The following is a 19,363-nucleotide window of genomic DNA, read 5'->3' on the forward strand; positions in this document are numbered from 1 at the left end:
TCCAAAATCCGGTTAAAAGGTATACACCGCGCCAAGGTAGAGCTGGCGGCCAAAGAACTGTATGGTGCCGGTTTGCGCCTTGTCACCGAAGTAACTCTTAGTGGGTTCATCTGTCAGGTTATTCACCTGAAACAGCAGCTTGAAATGGTCGTTCAGGTCATACGAGGCTTGCATATCCACCACGGTTTCGCTGTCGAAATTAGTGATTTGCTCATCAATACCTACCTGCGACGACACAAACGGTGAGCGGTAGCGCGCGCTGACCCGGGTGTCAAAGCCGCGATAGTTCCAAAATACCGTGCCGGTAAATACGTCTTGCGACAACCCTTCAAAACTGGTTTCAATGCTGGCACCGCCGAGGTTGTTAACCAGGCTCACTTCACTTTCGGTATAGGAATAACTGCCCTGCACGCCAAGCCCGGACCAGATCTCAGGCAAGGTATCGAATACTTTGGTAAAGGCCAGCTCAGCGCCACGGATATAACCGCCCTCGCCGTTATTTACCGCAGTAGAGAAGGCACCGTTAAAGGTGGCGCGCGGAATGCCGTCTTCATCTATTACTTCAAGCGGTACATCGTAGCCGGCGGCGGCAAAATCAAACTGTTGAATGGTAAAATCGTTTACAAAAGACTTAATATCTTTATAAAACAACGCAAAGGCTATGGCGCCGGAGGGCAGATAATACTCGTAGGATAAATCATACTGTACCGCCTCAAACGGCCGTAAAAACGGGCTGTTTGAGCTGTTACCGCTGATTTCGCCGTCATCACTGATGGTAATTGACGTATTAGATGCCAGCCGGTTAATGGGTGGCCGCGACATCACCTTGGCAGCAGCAAAGCGGATTTGTGTGTTATCGGTCAGGCCAAAATTAAGGTTCAGCTGTGGCAGTACGTCGGTGTATTTTTCCCCCAAAACACCGGGTGCATAGCGGGTGTTTACCAGGCCGGCGTCATCGGTAATATTTTGCGCACCGCGCAGCGGGTCGCTGTTGACATCGGCAAGGTTGGTGGCACTTTGGTCGGTTTGCACTACGCGTACACCAATATTACCGGTTAAGGCTATGCCAAATAACTCCGCATCCAGGTTAGCCATTACATAACCGGCCAGCACATCTTCATACACTTCGCCGCTTTCCAGTAGGGTCCAGCTGGTGTTGGGGCCGCTGTCAGCCAACTGCTCTTCCACTAAATCAGGGTTACCGGCGCCCCAGGTTTGCACCGGTTGTGGTATACCTTGCGGAAACCAGGCAGCCAGGGCTTTATCCAGGTCAACCGACAAATACGACGGATAGGCAGCAAAATCGCCTTTAAAATCGACAACCTCTGTCATATCAGCGGTAAGACGCAGTGGTGGCTGGGTGGTAAGAAAAGCACCGTCGCTGCCGTATTCAAAAACAGAGCGATCATTTTTATAAGTGCGCTCAGAGTAGCGCACACCTGCTTCAAGTGAGGCCACTACCGGCATATCCAGCAGCCAATTGGCATCGAAACGCACAGCGTTTACTTCGTCCTCGTTAACATAGGGGTAAATGCCATACTTACTGACCATCACCTTGTCGACATCTGAAAATGCGGCCGCCTGGTTAAAACCAACGCCGGGCAGGTTCAGATTATTCAGCTGATAGGTTATGGACACATTGGTATCCAGCAGCGGTGTTTCTGCCGTGGCGTCTTGCGCGACCAATGCCCACAGCAGGCCGTTACGGAAATTACTTTTGGCGCTGGAATGCGATACATCAAAGGATAAATTTACCGTGTCGCTGACATCCCAATCGGCATTAATGCCGTAACTGCGCACTTCGTCGTAGTCGCGGTTGTCATCGTTAACAATCTCTACCCGGGTAAAGCTGGTCGTGGTGCGGTTAAAGGTGCCGCCAATTACCGAACTGCCGTTTAATACCGGGTTACCCAGTGCCGCAGTGGGGCCACCAAATTTAACCCGATAACCGCGGGCAAAGGCTTCTTTGTCAAATTTAGACAAAAAGGCATCGGCTTTTAAAGTAAACGCATCGTGTGGTGTCCATTCCAGCGCGGCCATATAGCCGTCACGGGTCTCTTCACCGCCTTTATGCTGCAGTTCAAAACCTTCACTGATGTATTCATTGATACCGTCATCGTTAGTGTCTTTTTCGCCGTTGTAAGCCAAACCGACAAACTGGGTGGCAACACTGGGCTGAAATAAGCGGGCGTAGCCGGCAGCAAAGCCGAGGGTATCGTTAAGAAACTTGCCCTGATATGACAAGCTGAAACGATGACCGGCACTGGTACCATCCGGCACTTCGTCAGCACGGTCGTTATACATGCGACGGGCATTAACGGTAAAAGTATGTTGTTTTTCGTTGCGCAGCGGGCTGGCGGTTTGCAGCTCTACCGTACCGGCTACACCGCCTTCAATCAGCGACGCCTTGGGCGATTTATATACTGCCGCAGAATTAATTAACTCAGATGGATACTGGTCAAATTCAATATTACGCTTGCCGCTGGTGGACACCTGCTCACGGCCGTTAAGCGTAGAAAATACAAAACCGCCGGACATACCGCGGATGTTAATCTCCGCCGCCTGACCACCGGTACGTACTGCTGAAATACCCGGCAAGCGGGTTAATGCATCGGCCATTGATACATCCGGCAGCGCGCCTAAATCATCGGCTGAGATGGTTTCTGATACCGTATCACCAAAGCGCTTGGCATCCAGTGAACGGAACAGGCTGCTGGCAAAGCCGCGCACCTGAATAACCTCGACACTGTCCAGTGCCGCATCAGCTACTGTGCTGTCGGTTGAGATTTGTTGATTTGCTGGTTGTGGCGTTTGCTCTGCTGTTTGTGCAACAGCAGAGCATACCAGACTACTTACGCCTGCCATAGCAAGCGTAAGCAGACTAAGCTTAAACTTATTCATGCCCCTGTTTCCCCGTATGTTTTTATTTTAGTGGTTGCGCATTCCATGCAGCAGCATGAGAGTTGCAGCCTGCTTTTTAAGCAGTTCATTTATTAACCTAAATGGAACGGGGTGCAATATGAATACGTATTCAGCTGCGCCAAAGCGGCGCAAAGCTGACAAAGCGGCACCATAACAGTGCAATACAACTAACGCGCTTTATCCGGCTAACGCATTACGCTATTGTAAGCGGCAACAGCGGCGCACTTTAAACCACAACTAACATCCAACACTCAGCGCCATATTTGCACGAAGGGATCAGCATTGCGTAACCAGGCCAGTAACAGCCCCGCCGACAGCGTATTTATGCGCGAATTAAAACGTGTCCTTAACAGCCTGAGCACGCCGGCATCGGCGTTATCACTGGTAAGTATCGCCGCCGACTTTTTCCGCGCCACACACAGTAGCGTAACCCCGCCGACAGCCATGGCTGAACTGAGCTTTCTGGCAGAAAAGATATTGCAGTTAACCGAAGGGCAAAATAACGCCGAAACCCTGACCCGCTCGGCGCGGTTACTCGGCATTTTGCAATTAACCGTGCCCAAGTCCAAGCGGCGCTGGCGCGAGGTACAATTCGGCTACAAAGCCCTGTATCGCGCTGCGCTGTCGCTGCGTTTGTTGCAGCATATGCTGACGCAGCAATTGCTGAACGATCCCTGGATAGAGCAACACTATGCACAGCGCGATGCAAAAGACCCGCAGTGCCCGTTTCGGTTAAATGTGCAGTTACCTCTGGTAATGGCGGTGTTATTGCTGGATGTGGGAATGCTGCACCCCAAAGCGCTTGCCGTGTTAGCCGGCAATAACGGCACCCTGGACCCGCAGCGCGCACTGCAATCAGAAGAGCGACACCAGTTACTGCAACTGAGCACCACGGCGCGGCAGCACTTTTTCTCACTGGCGCTGGCCGTAGTACGTTTTCGCAGTAACAATAAGCAGGAACAACAACTGGATATGGCGCAGCAGCAACAACGGTTAGACTTTACCGAACGCCTGCTGGCGGCAGCTGGAGATCCTAACAGTGCGGTGGGCAGCCTGTTAAAAGTACCACAGGTATACAGCTCAATTGTGTTGCCTGGCCGCCAGCGCTTCGCCTATGAAGCCCTACCCAAAGCCACTTTGTTGCTAAAAGACGCGGTAAAACGCGGCGAGTTAAATGCACTGTATACCGGCCATTTGCTGAAAATTACCGGCGTGTTTCCGCAAGGTTTTGGCGTGGCATTTATCCCGGCGCAAACTGATCTGAGCGTACAGGAAAAATACGAATTAGCTATTGTAAATCAGTTATATCCGGCTAAAGCAGAAGAGCCGTTATGCCGGGTAGTCAGCCGTAATTTGCAGTACCGCCGCGGTGGCCATAACAGCTGTATCAGCGTAGCAAATAATCTGTATTTTAAGCCGGCGCGTGACCGCTTGGCCATTATGCCTCCACAACGTTTACAGGAGATTCTGGCCGGGTTGAGCGCCGATTTTGAGCCCGGCCAACTGCGGCGTTTTATTCCGCGCTGCTGGCACCCGGAGCAATTTTTCAGCCAGAGTGAACACCAAAACCTGTGGAATAACGCACCACAGCGGCAGAATTGAACGTACTTTACGTTACATATTACCGTTGCAAAAACTGCTGATATAACGGCAACTGAGCCGCTGTGCTGCTTATTATCGCTTTTAAATCAGCCAGAAAACCGTTTAGCTGGCTGTCAGTTAAGCTATCGGCCAGAGGGTGATAATGTTGTGGTCGTAAATGCTGCCCCAACATAACCTGCTGCCAGGCCACTTCAGTAAACAGCTCATCTTGCTGACGAAATACCGCCCCTGACTGGCGAAACAATTCAATGCGTTGTGCCAGTGAGTCCGGCAACGCCATGGTGCGGCAATGCTGCCACTATGGGCAATAGCACGGGTGTAGGGCATAACCGGCAAGGTAGCGGCTGTTGGTACTTTTGCTAACACAGCTATCTGTTTTAGCGCGGTTTATTTAACGGATAATGCTGGCTGCACATGCGGTTAAAGTGGCCAACGTCATCAATACGGCGTAAAAAGGACTGAACCTCCGGTTTCGTGCTATCTGCCGGCACTAATTGAGACGGATAAATACCGTAGCCAGAAAATAAACAGTGCCATGAGTTGATACTGTAGTAACTGTCCAGCTTATTGGCTGTCAGGTAAGGGCCAATATCCTCTCTGCTTAGCCAGGCCTGGGTTAAGCCTTTTAGGTGCAGCGGTAAGTCTTCATTGGCAGCATTATCACGCCAGTATTGGCTATCAGTTCTGTTATTTAAACGATAATGCCCGACAATATAATCGCGTATGCCCTCAAAGCGGGTGTTAATGCGCTGATTAAACTCTGGCTGCAGGGCGTCACTGTAATTGCCTTTGACCAAACAATCCGCAAACATCTCTACGGTGGTTTGTACCAGATGCAAAGCCGTTGCCTCCAGCGGCTCAATAAAGCCCTGCGACAACCCCACAGCAAGGCAGTTTTTGTACCAGTGCTGCTCCAGCCTGCCAACTTTCATTTTCAGATGTCTTGCCACAACACTGTCATCAACGCCAAGGTGAGCTCTGAGCTCCTGTTCTGCCTGTTCAGCACTACAGTATTTCGAGCTGTATACATAGCCATTACCCACACGGCTGGTCAGTGGAATACGCCATGCCCAGCCATTACTCAGAGCGGTGGATTGCGTCATCAGTTTTTCATCAGGCAGACAAGGCGTTTGCATAACCACGGCAGCATCATTAAACAAGTTTGCGCTGTAACTGATAAACTTAACCCCCAGTGCCTGGCTGATTAAGCGGGCAGAAAAGCCTGTACAGTCAACAAAAAAGTCTGCTTCAAGCACACCATGTTGCGCCGACACCAGGGCACTGATACTGCCATCTTCAGCTATAACAACGTCACTGACACTGAACTCGCGGTAAGTTACCCCCAGGCTTTTAGCATAAGTTGCTAGAAACCGGCCTAATAACGTGGAGTCGAAATGGTAGCCATACTCCACACTAAACGGGAAAGACTCATCAGCTAAAGGCTGGCGGCCTTGCTGTGCCAGGGCAGCATTAAGGAAATAGTGATCTGGGTTTGCATTGACATCCAGCCCCAGACGACGGTAATAACAACTATGAATAAACACATCCTGGGTGTGTAAATCTGTCTGGGCGACAAAGGGATGAAAATAACGGCTGTATCCCGGTACGTCTGTCCAGCCATTAAACTCAATACCCAGTTTGTAAGTGGCATTGCAGGCACTCATCCACTCAGCTTCAGGGATACCTAAGGTATCAAATAACCCACGCAGTTGTGGCGTTGAGCCCTCACCCACACCAATAGTAGCTATTTCAGGTGCGCCGACAAGCTCTATGGTGATATCAGCTGCCAGGTGCTTTCTTAACAAACAAGCCGTTATCCAACCGGCTGAGCCGCCGCCTACAATCACGACTTTATTGATTTTTTTTGGCGCTGATACCATGCAGATAACTTTCCTGTGTCGGTAATTGACTAACATAACCTGAGAATACAGCACTGATATTACTCATAAAATCACTGCATTCTGCTTCAGGCAACGTATTGGCTAACGGGCTGTAACTGTGCGGCATAATACCCTGCCCCAATAACACCTGATACCAGCCCATTTCTGAGAACAGCTCATCACTGCGGCGAAAAACCCGGCCGGAGTCAGCAAAAAGCGCAATCCGTTCGGTCAGTGAGTCCGGCACTGCCATCTCCCGACACCTTTTCCAGAATGGCTCGCTGCGCTGGTTAAGATGATAGTGCAGAATAATAAAGTCGCGGATAGCTTCTATTTCTAAATCGGCCTGGCGGTTAAATTCATCAGCCAGGCAGCTATCTGCCGGGTTTTGAGGAAATAATTTAAGAAAACGCCCTATACCCGATTGGATCAAATGTAAACTGGTAGACTCCAGCGGCTCTAAAAACCCGCTGGCCAACCCCAACGCCAGACAGTTTTTATGCCACTGTTTTTTACGTCGGCCTGTGGTAAACCGCAAAAATTTGGGGTCAGACCTTTCGCCTTCAGGCAAATGTTGCAGCAAGGTGTCAAGTGCCTGCTCCTGCTGCATAAAGGCGCTACTGTACACCATGCCATTGCCTGTGCGGCTTTGCAGCGGTATATGCCACTGCCAGCCCGTAGCATGCGCTATCGAGCGCGTGTAAGGTTGTGTGGTATTACCCTGTCTGGTTTGTATTGCAATGGCACTGTCAGCCGGTAGCCAGTGCTGCCAGCTCTCGTATCCTGTATTAAGCGCCTCTTCAATCAATAAGCCGCGAAAGCCGCTACAATCAATAAAAAAGTCGGCTGCCACAACCTGATTATCATCAAGTATCAGATCGCGGATGTTGCCGCTTGACGGGCAGATATTAACCCGTGAAATTTTCGCATCAATGCTGTGTACGCCTAACTTGACCGCGTAATCACGCAGTAAGCGGGCATAAGCAGAGGCGTCAAAGTGATAGGCATAACTTAGTCCCGGAATAGTGGTTCCGGGCAATGTTTTAGCAGGCGAAAACTTATTCGCTTTTGCCGCCAGAAAATTTAACGAATAGCGCCAATAGTCTGAGGCGTTTTGCGGTGATTGCCTGAGCCAATAATTAATAAAATGGGTTAAGCCTACATTACTGCCAACATCACCAAAAGCATGCATATACTGGCTGGACGTCTGCCCCCAGCCTGCAAACTCAATACCCAGCTTAATCGTGGCATCCGTCTGCTGAATAAAATACCGCTCATCTATACCCAGCAACTGGTTAAAACTCTGAATGGGCGGAATAGTGGCTTCGCCTACACCGACAGTGCCAATATCAGTAGACTCAACCAGAGTTAACCTGATCTTGTCTTTAAACACTTTGGCAAGAGCTGATGCCACCATCCAGCCAGCACTGCCGCCGCCTGCGATTACTATATGACGAATACCATTCTGGTGCATATTTTGTCCCTATAAAAAAGCCCCTGACAACAGGGGCTTTGTAATGTCAGACAATATTAAGGTTAGAACTTATAACCAAAGCCAAGCATAAAGTTACGGCCATATCTTTGATAGTCTTGCGCGCCAATAACTTGGCCGGTTTCACCATCAACAAAGTTGGTAACAAAAGGTTCGTCGGTAATATTCTGTACCTGGAATGTCACGCTCAGTCCTTTCAGAGCATCGATAGACGATTCTGAAAAATCATAGCCCAGCTGTGCGTCCCACAAGGTTTCAGACGCTGCTGTTCTGGTATCCAAATTAGCAGTCTGATTACGCACTGCGCCCTGGTACTCTGAACGGTAGTTCATGCTGGTACGGAATTGAAAACCTGCTTTTTCATAGTACACAGTGAAATTGTATACTTTGTCAGATAAGCCAGGGATCTCCTGCTGCATACCTTTTACATCTACTTCTGAATCCAGGAAAGTAGCACTTAACACCGCACCAAAACCATCCAATGCTTCAGTCAGAACATTAAATGGCACCACTGCTGTTAACTCAGCACCACTCACTTTGGCATCACCAACGTTGTCCGGTATGGTATTAACACCCAGGTTGGTAATTGGCACATCTTCCGGGTTAGGCGTGTTAAAGTCTGAGAAGTCAAAAATCGTATCGTTATTGGCAACCCAGTCTTTTATGTCTTTATGGAACACAGCCGCAGCCACATAGCCTTCACTGGTATAGTAGTATTCGTAAGACAGATCAAACTGATCGGCAACGATAGGTTTTAGTGACGGATTGCCGCTACCAGAACTCCATGGTGACGTGGTTAGATCGTCAGGGTTAAACACGCCAGGGTTGTTGCGTCCGCGATCAAAACCATAGCTAAAGCTTGAGTTCATTTGATCCATACGTGGGCGTGCCACAGTGCGTGCTGCGCCAAAACGCAATTGCTGCTCATCAGTTACTTTTAATACCAGGTTTAAACTTGGTAATACATTGCTGTAGCTGTCACCCTGCGTTGTTGGATCAATATTTAACCCACCTTCAGGGCGTGAACTGACCTGAAAACCATCCGAGCTTTGGTCTGTGTATACATATTGTACGCCGATGTTACCGTATAACGGTAGATCAAACACATAGCTGCTGATATCTGCTTTTACGTAAGTAGTATAAATATCTTCAAATACTGTCCAGGTACCACGCCATTTATCAGGCACTGTGTCGCCCTGCACTACAGAGTCATATACACCATCGCGATACATTGCCAGTGAGTCATAGGCAATCATATTACCCATACCGAGGTATCCCAGTGACACATTGCCCAGGTAATATTTGTCGTCAATAGGTAAGGTCGAATTTACGTCGCCGGCCACATAATTAGGTACGCGTAAGTATTCACCGTAGTCTACTTTCGACTTTTCACGTTTGCTGTAGTTAACACCTACCTCTACAGAACTGAAGAAGTCATTTTCCAGCAACCGGTTTGCCGCAAGCTTGAAGGTGGTCATTTCGTCTTTAGTTTCAGGCGTCAGTAAGTTACCGTCCTGACCATCAACGCCCACTTCACCTACACCCCAGTTTCTTGCTGCACCTAACTCAAATAATGCACGGTCTGAGTAATCCAGAGAAGGGGTAAAAGTTGCACCGGTAAGGCTGTCGTTCATTTCAACGATAATATCGTCACCCACGCCCTGGCCTGCATTGCCACCACGACCGGTTGTGGCATAACTTTCCATAACCCACAGCTTACGGTCGGCTTTTGAATAGCTTAAATCGGCTTCAAGAGTCCAGTCAGCCAACTGATATTCAACATTTGCACCGAAAGACGTCAGTTCTGCCTGACGGAAGTTTACGTCGTTACGTACTATGCCTTTAACATCGTTAGCACGGAAACGTGTTGCCACACCATTACGCTCTTCCAGCACTTCAATAGTGGACGAACCATCGTCACGACCATAACCAATTGGTAACTCAACACCACGTAAGATTTGTTTGTCTTCAAAATCCACGTACATGGCATCAAATGTCAGATGTAAATCTTTATTTGGCGCAAATTCCAGTACACCAAGCACCGAATCCCGGGTCAGTTCAGAAGAGCGAACATATGGCTTAGCACCGCCCAGCCTGCGAATACCATCTTCGTTGCGATCGTAGTTCCAGGCGTGCCAGCGCTCTTCCTGGTTGGGTGACTGCATATGTGCGTAGGCCAACGCCACACCCACTTTGCCGTCATTAAACTGGTCGATATAACCGATAGAGCCACGTTTACCCTGATCATCCATATCTGGATTAACCGCTTCTAAACCATTTTTCTCAAAACGCACGTTCGCATTAATGATGCGTTCGCTTTTGTCTAACGGACGTACTGAGCGTAAATCAACAGTACCGCCAATCCCCTGAGTGATAAGTGATGCATCCGGCGTTTTGTATACCACAACTTCACTGATAACCTCTGATGGGTACAAATCAAATTCAACCCCACGGTTATCACCGATAGAAACCTGCTCGCGGCCGTTAAATGTAGTGGTATTAAAATCACCGCCCATACCACGAACTGAAACCAGGCTGGCACGGCCATCCAAACGCTGTGCTGACAAGCCCGGTAAGCGTGCTATAGATTCAGCAATACTGGAATCGGGCAGCTTGCCAATATCTTCAGCAGAAACAGAATCTACAATGCTGTTAGAGTATTGCTTGGTGTTAATTGACTCGGCTACAGAGCGCCTAAAGCCTTTTATTTCAATAACTTCTACGCTTGCGGCAGCCTTTGCTTTCTCTCTGGCTTCTGCTGGCGACTCGCGTTGTTCTGTGTCAGCCGATGTTTCTTGGGCCGCAATGCTGTAGCTGCTCAACCCGACCGTTGCTAAAGCAACCGTCAGCATACTGAGTTTAAATTTAGTCATGTCCTTCATCCCCGGTGTGTTATTTGTGTCGTCTGCCAGCTGTAAGCGCAACTGTTGCAGTACAACCAGACTTTTGTCTAAGGCTATTTATTAAACTTATTAGGTCAACAGCTCAATATGAATACGTATTCATAATTGCTAAATCGCACAAAAGCAGCGCATTGTTTCAATTTAATGCACTAACGCAGTGCAAAACTCGCTTTCGTCTGAAACACCATATTTTCTTAGATATACCGCTTAGTTGTAGCAGAGTGGAGAGAAGATACAGAGCTGGTTTTAGTGATATTTTCAATGCATACGTATGCAGCAGGTTTAATAATTGTACAAGGCTGATTTATGCTTGCACCAGTATATGGCAGCCGGTAGCAAATATGTGGATCTTGCTTTGCTGCCGCGCCGGAGCACATTATGACAACCAGAAGCATTAAGCACTGCACTGCTGCTAAGCAGAGCGCACAGAGCATTGCAGCTACGTCGCAGCTATTGGCAATGCTGCGCAGCTATATCATTGATTGCTTACCGCGGGCACCGCGTTTATCCGATGCTGCTGATGTCTTGCATATCAGTAGCAGAACCCTGCAACGGTTGTTGCAACAACAGGGTAGCAGCTTTCGCTCACTGGTTACTGACTGCCGGCATCGGCTGGCACAGCAATATTTACATGACCACAGCCTGAGCTTGCAGCAAATTGCTTATCAGTTAGGGTTTGAAGAGCAAAGCAGTTTTCAAAAGGCATTTAAATGCTGGCAAGGTTGCTCACCGGGCGCATTTCGCCAACACAAGCTGCCGCAAGCGGGCAGGACACATCATTTTTCCGCGCACAGCGCGCTGCTACAGGTGAATTATGGAATTAATTAAGCAACTCGCCGCGTTGGCGGGTCTGCAAGACAGCTACGTGCATGCCCAGGGCCATACTGAGCATGTCAGCCTGGAAAAACAGCAGGCCATACTAGCCGCCATGGGCTTTGATCTGAGCTCTGACAACAGCATACAACAGCATATTGCTGCTCTGACAGAGCAGCCCTGGCTGGAGGTGATTGCGCCGGTAACGGTTTGCCGCCAGGGCGAGCTACTGCGCTTTCGCCTGCAGCAGTTACAACATGAAGCCATAAGCGATTGGCAGTGGCATATTGTTACCGAAGAGCAGCAGCAATTCAGCGGTAATATCACCATTGCCGCGAAAGACATTGTTGAACAACGGACTACCGGCAAAGGCGAGATACTGGCCGCAGAGCTGACTTTAGAGCTGAGCCTGCCATTGGGTTACCATCAACTGAGTCTGAGCAACGGCACACAGAGCTATCAGCAACAGCTGATTATCACACCGCAACGCTGCTTCCAGTTGCATGACAAAGCGGTGCTGCACAAAACCTTTGGCCCGGCCATTCAGTTATATGCGCTAAAGTCTCAGCGAAACTGGGGTATCGGGGATTTTATCGACCTGCAGCAGATGATTGCACCGTTGGCGGCGCAGGGTTGTGATTTTATCGGTTTAAACCCTTTGCATGCTTTGTATCCGGAGCTACCGCAAGATTGCAGCCCTTACAGCCCGAACAGCCGGCTGTGGTTGAATACCGAATATGTTGCGCTGGAACATACAGAAGAATATCGTGAATGTGCCGCAGCACAACAACGCTTTGCCACAGAAAACTTTCAACAACGCTTACAGCAGTTGCGCAATTGTTCTGATGTAGATTACATCGGTGTAGCTGCGCTGAAAAAAGACATTTCTGTGTTGTTATTTCAGCAGTTTAAGCAACAACATCTGGCGAAAAATACGCCTCGTGCAGCAGAGTTTCAACGCTTTGTCAGCGACAGTGGGATAAGTTTGCACCAATTGGCTATTCATCAGGTATTGCAAGGTGAGTTATTTGCCCGCGATTGGAGTATGGCTGCCTGGCAAAATTTCCCGCCGGAGCTGCGCGACCCGAACAGCAGCGCAGTAGCCGCTTTTGCCCGCGAACATACCGATGCGATACAACGTCAACTCTATCTGCAATGGCAAGCCCAACTGCAATTAGCCGATGTAAAGCGTCTGTGTCAACAACACGGCATGGCGATTGGTTTGTATTGCGATGTAGCTGTAGGTACCAGCCGTAGCAGCGCCGAGAGCTGGGGCGCACCGGAAGATTATCTGCTGGATTTAAGCGTAGGAGCACCGGCCGACATTATGGCGCCGAAAGGCCAAAACTGGGGCTTGCTGGCTTATAATCCGCAAACGTTACGGCAAAAAGCCTATCGGCCTTTCATTGAACTGATCCAAGCCAATATGCGCTATGCCGGCGCCTTGCGGCTGGATCACGTGATGGCGTTGCTGCGCCTGTGGTGCTGCCCTATCGGTGCCGATGCTACTGCCGGCACGTATATCCGCTTTCCGGCTGCCGATTTATTTGCCATTCTGGCACTGGAAAGCCAGCGCAACAGCTGTGTGGTTATCGGTGAAGACCTCGGCACCGTTCCGGTAGAGATCAGCCATTTAATGGCACAATATCAGGTGTTGTCGTACCGTGTGTTTATGCTGGAACAAAAAGCCGGCAGTTATGACCACGCAGCGCAAACCTATCCTGAATTGGCATTGGCAACTGTCAGCACCCACGATATGCCTACCTTAGTGGGTTATTGGCAGGAGCATGATTTAGCCCTGCGCCACAAGCTGGATTTATTCCCCAACCCACAAGTAGCCGACAGCCTGTACCAGCTGCGCGCCGATGAAAAGCGCCTGATGGCAGAGCGTTTGCAATTAAGCGATGGTGACTACGCCCAACTGGTGCAGGCCAGCCATTTATTTACCGCACAACAACCGGCTAAACTACTGGCATTTCAGTTGGAAGATTTACTGTTGATGCACACGCCGGTGAATATCCCGGGTACCAGTACCGAGTACCCTAACTGGCGGCGTAAGCTGGAACATAATATCGATGAGATATTAACCCGCCCCGATGTACTGACGTTACTGGCGGCAATAAAAACCGCGCGACAATAATAAAGTTATTGCAAGTAAAAACCGCCTAACGGCGGTTTTTTGCTCTACATATATTTACAACTCATTAATCATTGATTCATCAGCCACCTGTTATACCTGTTAGTGATTTTCGCAAACTCATATGAGGAGTCACTATGTTTAAGCTAATCCCTACTGTTGTGCTTGCAGGTAGTTTTGTTGCCACAGCGGGTTACGCACAAGCGCAGGACAGCGGTTTTTATCTTGGCGGGCACTACGGTCAGCATAAAGTAGAGTTGGAGTCTGATTTTGCCGACACAGATTTAAAGTTCGGCGTTGCCGGTGTCAGCGCCGGTTATCAGTTAAATCAGTTTCTGGCGCTGGAAGCCCGTTATGCTGAAGGTATTGAGGACGAAGATATCATTGACGGCAGCGATTCAGCTAAGTTTGAAATTGACCGCCATATGGCGTTAATGGCACGCGGCAGTATTCCACTGGGCGAGCGTTTTTCTCTATTCGCCACCGCCGGTTACGGCGAAACCCGCTACGCACTTACCTATAATATCCCGGGGCTGACAGGGTCAGAAACCAGCACAGAAAAAGGTGTTATCTATGGTGCCGGTGCTGCCTTTAACCTGACAGAGCAACTGAGTTTGGTGGCGGATTACACTATTTTGCCAGAGCTGGAAGACAAAGACGATGGCCTGTTTGAGTCTGATGTATCGCTGATGACGGTTGGCCTTAATTATCGCTTTTAAGCAACACACCCGGTAAATTAGTCAATATAAAACAGGGGCTTAACGCCCCTGTACTTTACCGGCTAAATTAGCAAAATTTACCAGATTTTTACCCGCACTTTGTCATCGCGGTACATGCCATCGCCCGGTTTTACATCGTACGCATCATAAAACTGCGGCATATTCGACAAGGTACCCAGCACGCGATACATGCCCGGTGAATGTGGCCCGGTAATCACTTGTTGGCGCAGTGCTTCGTCGCGGAATTTAATACGCCATACCTGACCCCAACCCATAAAGAAGCGCTGCTCCGGCGTGAAACCATCGATTACTTCGCCCGGCTTACCCTGCAGCGAGTTTTGATAGGCTTTATAAGACACCGTTAAGCCGCCCAGATCGGCGATATTCTCACCTAAGCCCAGTGCGCCCTGCAGGTGTAAGTCATCTATCGGATTAAAGCTGCTGTACTGATCGACCATTAACTGGGCACGTTGCTGAAACTGTGCCGCATCTTGCTCTGTCCACCAATCGCGCAGGTTACCGTCACCGTCTGAACGACGGCCCTGGTCGTCAAAGCCGTGGGTAAACTCATGGCCGATAACGCCGCCAATAGCGCCATAATTCACTGCATCGTCTGCATCGACGTTAAAGAATGGCGGTTGCAAAATAGCCGCCGGAAACACAATTTCATTCATGGTCGAGCTGTAATAGGCATTTACCGTTTGCGGTGTCATGCCCCACTCGCTGCGGTCAACCGGCTTACCTAAACGCTCGATAGTGCGCTGATATTCACACTCAGCACTGCGACGCAAGTTACCGATTAAATCTGCAGCGTTTATCTCGACACAGCTATAATCACGCCATTTGTCCGGATAGCCAATTTTGGTATTAAATTTAGCCAGCTTAATTTGTGCCTGCTTTTTCGTTACCGGGCTCATCCATTCCAGTTCGTCAATCGACTGGCGAAACGCACCGCGCAGATTTTCAATCATCTGATCCATCCGCGCTTTGGCTTCCGGCTTAAAGTATTGTTCGACATACTTTTTACCCACCATAAAGCCGAGATTATTGTCGACCAGGCTAACAGCACGCTTCTCGCGGCTACGCTGCTCTTGCAGACCATTTAAGGTTTTGCCGTAAAAATCGAAACTGGCATCAGCAAAGGCTTTGTTCAGGTTATTGGCATTGCTGCGCAGTAAATGAAACTTCAGATACTGCTGCCACTGCTCAACTGATGTTTGCGCCTGCAATTTGGCAAAAGCAGTAAAGTAAGTTGGCTGACGCACCACCAGTTCATTAATATTGCCAAGGCCAGCAGCCGTTAAAAATGCTTGCCAGTTAAAACCCGGCGCTAATTTGCTTAGCTCAGCCAGCGTCAGTTTATTATAGGTGGCGTTACGATCGCGGTTTTGCACCCGGCTCCACTGGGCCGCAGCAATTTGCTTCTCCAGCGCGACGATATCCGCAGCAGCTTGTTCGGCGTTATCAAAGCCAGCCAGAGTCCACAGCTTGACAATAAAGGCCTGATATTGTTGCAGTAGCTCTTTGGAGCGCGCATCGTCTTTTAAATAATAGTCACGGTCCGGCAAGCCTAAACCCGCTTGCGAAGCGCCGGTAATATACTGATCTGACTGTTTTTGATCCTGACCAACATAGACTGCTACCGGCGTACCAATACGATAACGCTGCCAGTTGCCCCACAATGTAGTCAGTTCTTTATGATCAGTTACATTTTCAATCGCCGCCAGCTCGTCGCGCAGTGGGTTTAAGCCCAACACTTCGGCCTGTTGCTCATCCAGGAATGATTGATATAAATCAGCAATTTTCTGCTCGTCCGAGCCTTTGGCATGCTGCTCTGCAGCCAGTTGCTGCACTATGGCTAATACCTGCTTCTCGGCGTTCTCCCGTAGTTCATCAAAGCTGCCCCAACGCGCTTTATCGGCGGGAATTTCGGTACTATCCAGCCATTTGCCATTCACATGGCGGAAAAAGTCCTGCTGCGGTGCCACGCTGGTATCCATATTGGCCAGCGTAATGCCCGAGCTTAAACCGGCGGGGTTCTGTGCGGTGCTGGTTTGCTCTGCTGCATTGCCGGCAGGTGTTGTACTTTGAGTACAGCCAATTGCACTCAATGCCAGCGCAATGCTTAGCGCGACGGTGGTTATTTTTTTCATTTTGGGTTCCTGGTTCGGTCAAACTCTATTGTTATTTTTAACTAATGTTGTTCTGCTAATTACAGTGCCAGTGTAGAGCGCGGATCAGCGCTGTCCAGCCAATAGCCGTTAAGCGCAAGCCTGGCTGCGATAAATAACCAAGCGCAGGCAGCCGATTTAACTTGAACTGCACCATGTTTTTGCGCAGGATCAACGCCAGACGTTTTAACCACAGGACTTACCATGTTAGATACCGCCTTATCTTCACTTGCCGGCTTACCCGCCTTCGCCGCTTATTTTGCCCTGGCCGTGGTGTTACTGCTGCTGTTTATCCGTTTGTATACCTGGGTAACGCCACATGACGAGTTCGGTCTTATCCGCGCTAATAACCCGGCCGCCGCAATAGCCTTTGCCGGTGCTATTATTGGTTTTGCCTGGCCGCTGGCCAGTGCTATTACCCACTCTATGTCGCTGCTCGATTGCGCCATCTGGGGCGGCGTGGCTTTAGTGGTGCAAGTGTTGACGTTTATAATCGGTAGCGCCGCACTAAAACAACTGCCACAACGTATTACCCGGGGTGAATTGGCGGCAGGCATGTTCTCTGCCGGCTGTTCAATTACTGTCGGTATGCTAAACGCCGCCTGTATGAGTTATTAAGGAGCACCCTATGAGCAAAACATTTAAACGCAGCAAAACGGCCCGTTTAATAATGATGGTGCCGGCCGCCGGCATGGTACTGGCCGGCTGTGGCGAAAAACCGGTAGAGGTACAGGTATTTAATACGCCGGACGAATGCGCCGCCTATTACAACCCGCCGGCAGAATGCAAAGCCGCCTTTGCCGAGGCTAAAGCCTTGCACCCACAGGTAGCGCCGCGCTATGCCAGCAAACAAGAATGCGAAACCGACTTTGGCAGCGGCCAATGCGAGACTGCACCGGTACTGGCAGCAAACAATAGCGTAGCAACAGGCAGTAGCGAACAAAGCCAACCGCAAAGCCAGCAAAGCAGCGGCTTTTTTATGCCAATGATGATGGGCTTTATGGCCGGGCAAATGTTGAACCGCGGCGGTATGGCCGGCACACCGCAGCAGCAATCCGCTGCCACCAACCGCTCGCCGGTAGCTAACCAGCCGCTGTACAAATCCCGCGACGACCGCGGTACTTTCCGCACTGCCACTAACACACCGGTAGCGTCACAACCCGGCGCAACCAGTATCCGTCCGTCGGCAGTGCAACCGAAACCGGCCACTATGGCACGCCGTGGCGGCTTTGGTGCCCAGGCGGCCAAGCGTAATGTTGGCAGTTATGGTGGTTAATCGCTGATGAAACGCATAAACAGTAACCCCAGGCCGGGTTGGAAAGCCTTTGCCGAAAGCGTCGGCTTTAATTTTCATACCTTTGACGGCGAACCCTACTGGGACGAAACAGCTTACTATCAGTTCAGCCTTGAGCAGATAGAGCAGGATCTGGAACAGCCCACTGAAGAGTTGCATCAGATGGCGCTGGATCTGGTCGATGATATCGTTAGCGATGAGCAAAAGCTGCAGCAACTGGCAATACCGCCACGCTTTTGGGATGCGGTGCTTGCCAGTTGGCGGGCAAAAGAGCCATATTTGTACGGCAGAATGGATTTTAGCTATAACGGCAGCGGGCCCGCCAAACTGTTAGAGCTAAACTACGACACCCCCACCTCCTTGTATGAAACCGGCTTTTTTCAGTGGGTGTGGTTAGAAGATCAATTAATGCGCGGCGAGCTGCCACAAGGCGCCGACCAGTTCAATTCGCTGCAAGACAAACTGCAGCAAGCCTTTGGCGAGCTTAACCTGGCACAGCCGTTCTACTTTGCCAGTGTGACCGAAAGTATCGAAGATAAAGGCACAGTAGATTACCTGATGGACATTGCGCTGCAGGCCGGTTTGAACTGCCGCTATATTCAGTTGGAGCAACTGGGTGATATCGATGGCCAACTGGTCGATTTAGACGGCTTTCCTGTTCACGGCTTATTTAAGCTGTATCCGTGGGAGTTTATGCTGCAGGAAGATTTCGCCGGCACTATTTTAACCAGCCAAACGCAGTTTATCGAACCGCTGTGGAAGTGCCTGCTGTCAAACAAAGGTATATTGCCACTACTGTGGCAAAAGTATCAGGGCCACCCCAACCTGTTGCCGGCCTTTTTTGATGATGGTAGTAGCTTGCAAAACGGCTGGCTGCGTAAGCCACTGTTATCGCGTGAAGGCGCTAACATTGAACTGCTTACTGCTGAGGGCAAAACGTTTAAGCAAGATGGCCCTTACAACGACAGTGGCTATATTCGCCAACAGCTGGCACCTTTGCCAAAATTTGGCGATAGCTACACCCTGATTGGCAGTTGGGTAGTTGGCGACAGCGCGGCCGGTATTTGTATCCGCGAAGACAACAGCCTGATCACCAAAGACAGCTCAAGATTTATCCCACATATTATCCTCGACTAAACCGGTATGATGCCACAACTGATGATTACAGCACTGTGGCATCCGTTTACAACCTTCCCGAAAACCGCATTTTTGGCCCAATAATGTGTAAGATTTTCTGACACGTCAAATTAATTATTTTTACAGTTAATTCAGTCAGTTAATTATTCATCATAAAAATATCATCGAAATCTTACCAGCATTTTTTGACAACGCTGTCATTGTTGCCATAGTCAATACCGCTCATTTTCTAAACGACACGGAGCAGTAACGTCAGGCAGGCAACAGATAAAATGTGCAAAACAAGGCATTGC

12 protein-coding genes and 1 pseudogene are annotated in these 19,363 nt (G+C 49.6%); 7 read left to right on the forward strand and 6 right to left on the reverse strand.

Features of this window, described 5'->3' with window-relative positions:
- Window positions 1–12: 12 nt before the first annotated feature.
- Window positions 13–2,901, reverse strand: a complete 2,889-nt coding sequence (locus HRH59_RS03945; protein WP_173499972.1) for a TonB-dependent receptor — start codon at window positions 2,899–2,901, stop codon at window positions 13–15.
- A 303-nt stretch (window positions 2,902–3,204) separates the two neighbouring features.
- Between HRH59_RS03945 and HRH59_RS03950 the strand changes: the two genes are divergently transcribed.
- Entirely contained in the window at window positions 3,205–4,524 is a 1,320-nt protein-coding gene (locus tag HRH59_RS03950) for a hypothetical protein (protein WP_173499973.1), read from the forward strand.
- 19 nt (window positions 4,525–4,543) lie between these two features.
- Here the strand turns inward: HRH59_RS03950 and HRH59_RS03955 are convergent.
- The 4 genes and pseudogenes from HRH59_RS03955 to HRH59_RS03970 all read right to left on the reverse strand — a co-directional run.
- Window positions 4,544–4,810, reverse strand: a pseudogene (locus HRH59_RS03955) (tryptophan 7-halogenase); the annotation flags it as partial.
- A 91-nt stretch (window positions 4,811–4,901) separates the two neighbouring features.
- The gene (locus tag HRH59_RS03960; protein WP_173499975.1) at window positions 4,902–6,404 is read right to left on the reverse strand and encodes a tryptophan halogenase family protein; all 1,503 of its coding nucleotides are present in this window, start codon (window positions 6,402–6,404) and stop codon (window positions 4,902–4,904) included.
- Window positions 6,376–7,878 carry a tryptophan halogenase family protein gene (locus HRH59_RS03965; protein ID WP_173499976.1) on the reverse strand — a complete coding sequence of 501 codons (1,503 nt, stop codon included), beginning with the start codon at window positions 7,876–7,878 and terminating at the stop codon, window positions 6,376–6,378. Before HRH59_RS03965 ends, HRH59_RS03960 begins: the two co-directional genes overlap by 29 nt.
- Window positions 7,879–7,940: 62 nt before the next feature.
- Complete coding sequence (locus HRH59_RS03970; RefSeq protein WP_218573454.1) at window positions 7,941–10,769, reverse strand: TonB-dependent receptor; 2,829 nt, start codon at window positions 10,767–10,769, stop codon at window positions 7,941–7,943.
- 408 nt (window positions 10,770–11,177) lie between these two features.
- Here HRH59_RS03970 and HRH59_RS03975 point away from each other — a divergent pair, with 408 nt between their 5' ends.
- From HRH59_RS03975 to HRH59_RS03985, 3 genes are all read left to right on the forward strand, one after another.
- A complete protein-coding gene (locus HRH59_RS03975; protein ID WP_173499977.1) occupies window positions 11,178–11,627 on the forward strand; it encodes a helix-turn-helix transcriptional regulator in 450 nt (149 codons plus the stop codon).
- Complete coding sequence (gene malQ / locus HRH59_RS03980; RefSeq protein ID WP_173499978.1) at window positions 11,614–13,752, forward strand: 4-alpha-glucanotransferase; 2,139 nt, start codon at window positions 11,614–11,616, stop codon at window positions 13,750–13,752. Before HRH59_RS03975 ends, malQ begins: the two co-directional genes overlap by 14 nt.
- Window positions 13,753–13,886: 134 nt before the next feature.
- Window positions 13,887–14,468, forward strand: coding sequence for a porin family protein (locus HRH59_RS03985; RefSeq protein WP_173499979.1), 582 nt, complete (start codon window positions 13,887–13,889; stop codon window positions 14,466–14,468).
- Between the two features lie 77 nt (window positions 14,469–14,545).
- Here HRH59_RS03985 and HRH59_RS03990 read toward each other — a convergent pair whose 3' ends face one another.
- Window positions 14,546–16,621 (reverse strand): M13 family metallopeptidase, encoded by a 2,076-nt coding sequence (locus tag HRH59_RS03990; protein WP_173499980.1) that lies wholly within the window; start codon window positions 16,619–16,621, stop codon window positions 14,546–14,548.
- Between the two features lie 222 nt (window positions 16,622–16,843).
- On the opposite strand from HRH59_RS03990, the gene HRH59_RS03995 reads away from it, so the two are divergent.
- Genes HRH59_RS03995 through HRH59_RS04005 form a run of 3 tightly spaced genes read left to right on the forward strand, consistent with a single transcriptional unit; the run spans window position 16,844 to window position 19,070 of the window.
- On the forward strand, window positions 16,844–17,257 hold the full coding sequence (locus HRH59_RS03995) for a DUF350 domain-containing protein (RefSeq protein ID WP_173499981.1): 414 nt from the start codon (window positions 16,844–16,846) through the stop codon (window positions 17,255–17,257).
- A gap of 10 nt (window positions 17,258–17,267) precedes the next feature.
- Window positions 17,268–17,915 (forward strand): DUF1190 domain-containing protein, encoded by a 648-nt coding sequence (locus HRH59_RS04000; RefSeq protein WP_173499982.1) that lies wholly within the window; start codon window positions 17,268–17,270, stop codon window positions 17,913–17,915.
- 6 nt (window positions 17,916–17,921) lie between these two features.
- Window positions 17,922–19,070 carry a glutathionylspermidine synthase family protein gene (locus HRH59_RS04005; RefSeq protein ID WP_173499983.1) on the forward strand — a complete coding sequence of 383 codons (1,149 nt, stop codon included), beginning with the start codon at window positions 17,922–17,924 and terminating at the stop codon, window positions 19,068–19,070.
- Window positions 19,071–19,363 lie beyond the last annotated feature (293 nt).

Source organism: Rheinheimera lutimaris, assembly GCF_013283795.1.
GTDB lineage: Bacteria > Pseudomonadota > Gammaproteobacteria > Enterobacterales > Alteromonadaceae > Alishewanella > Alishewanella lutimaris.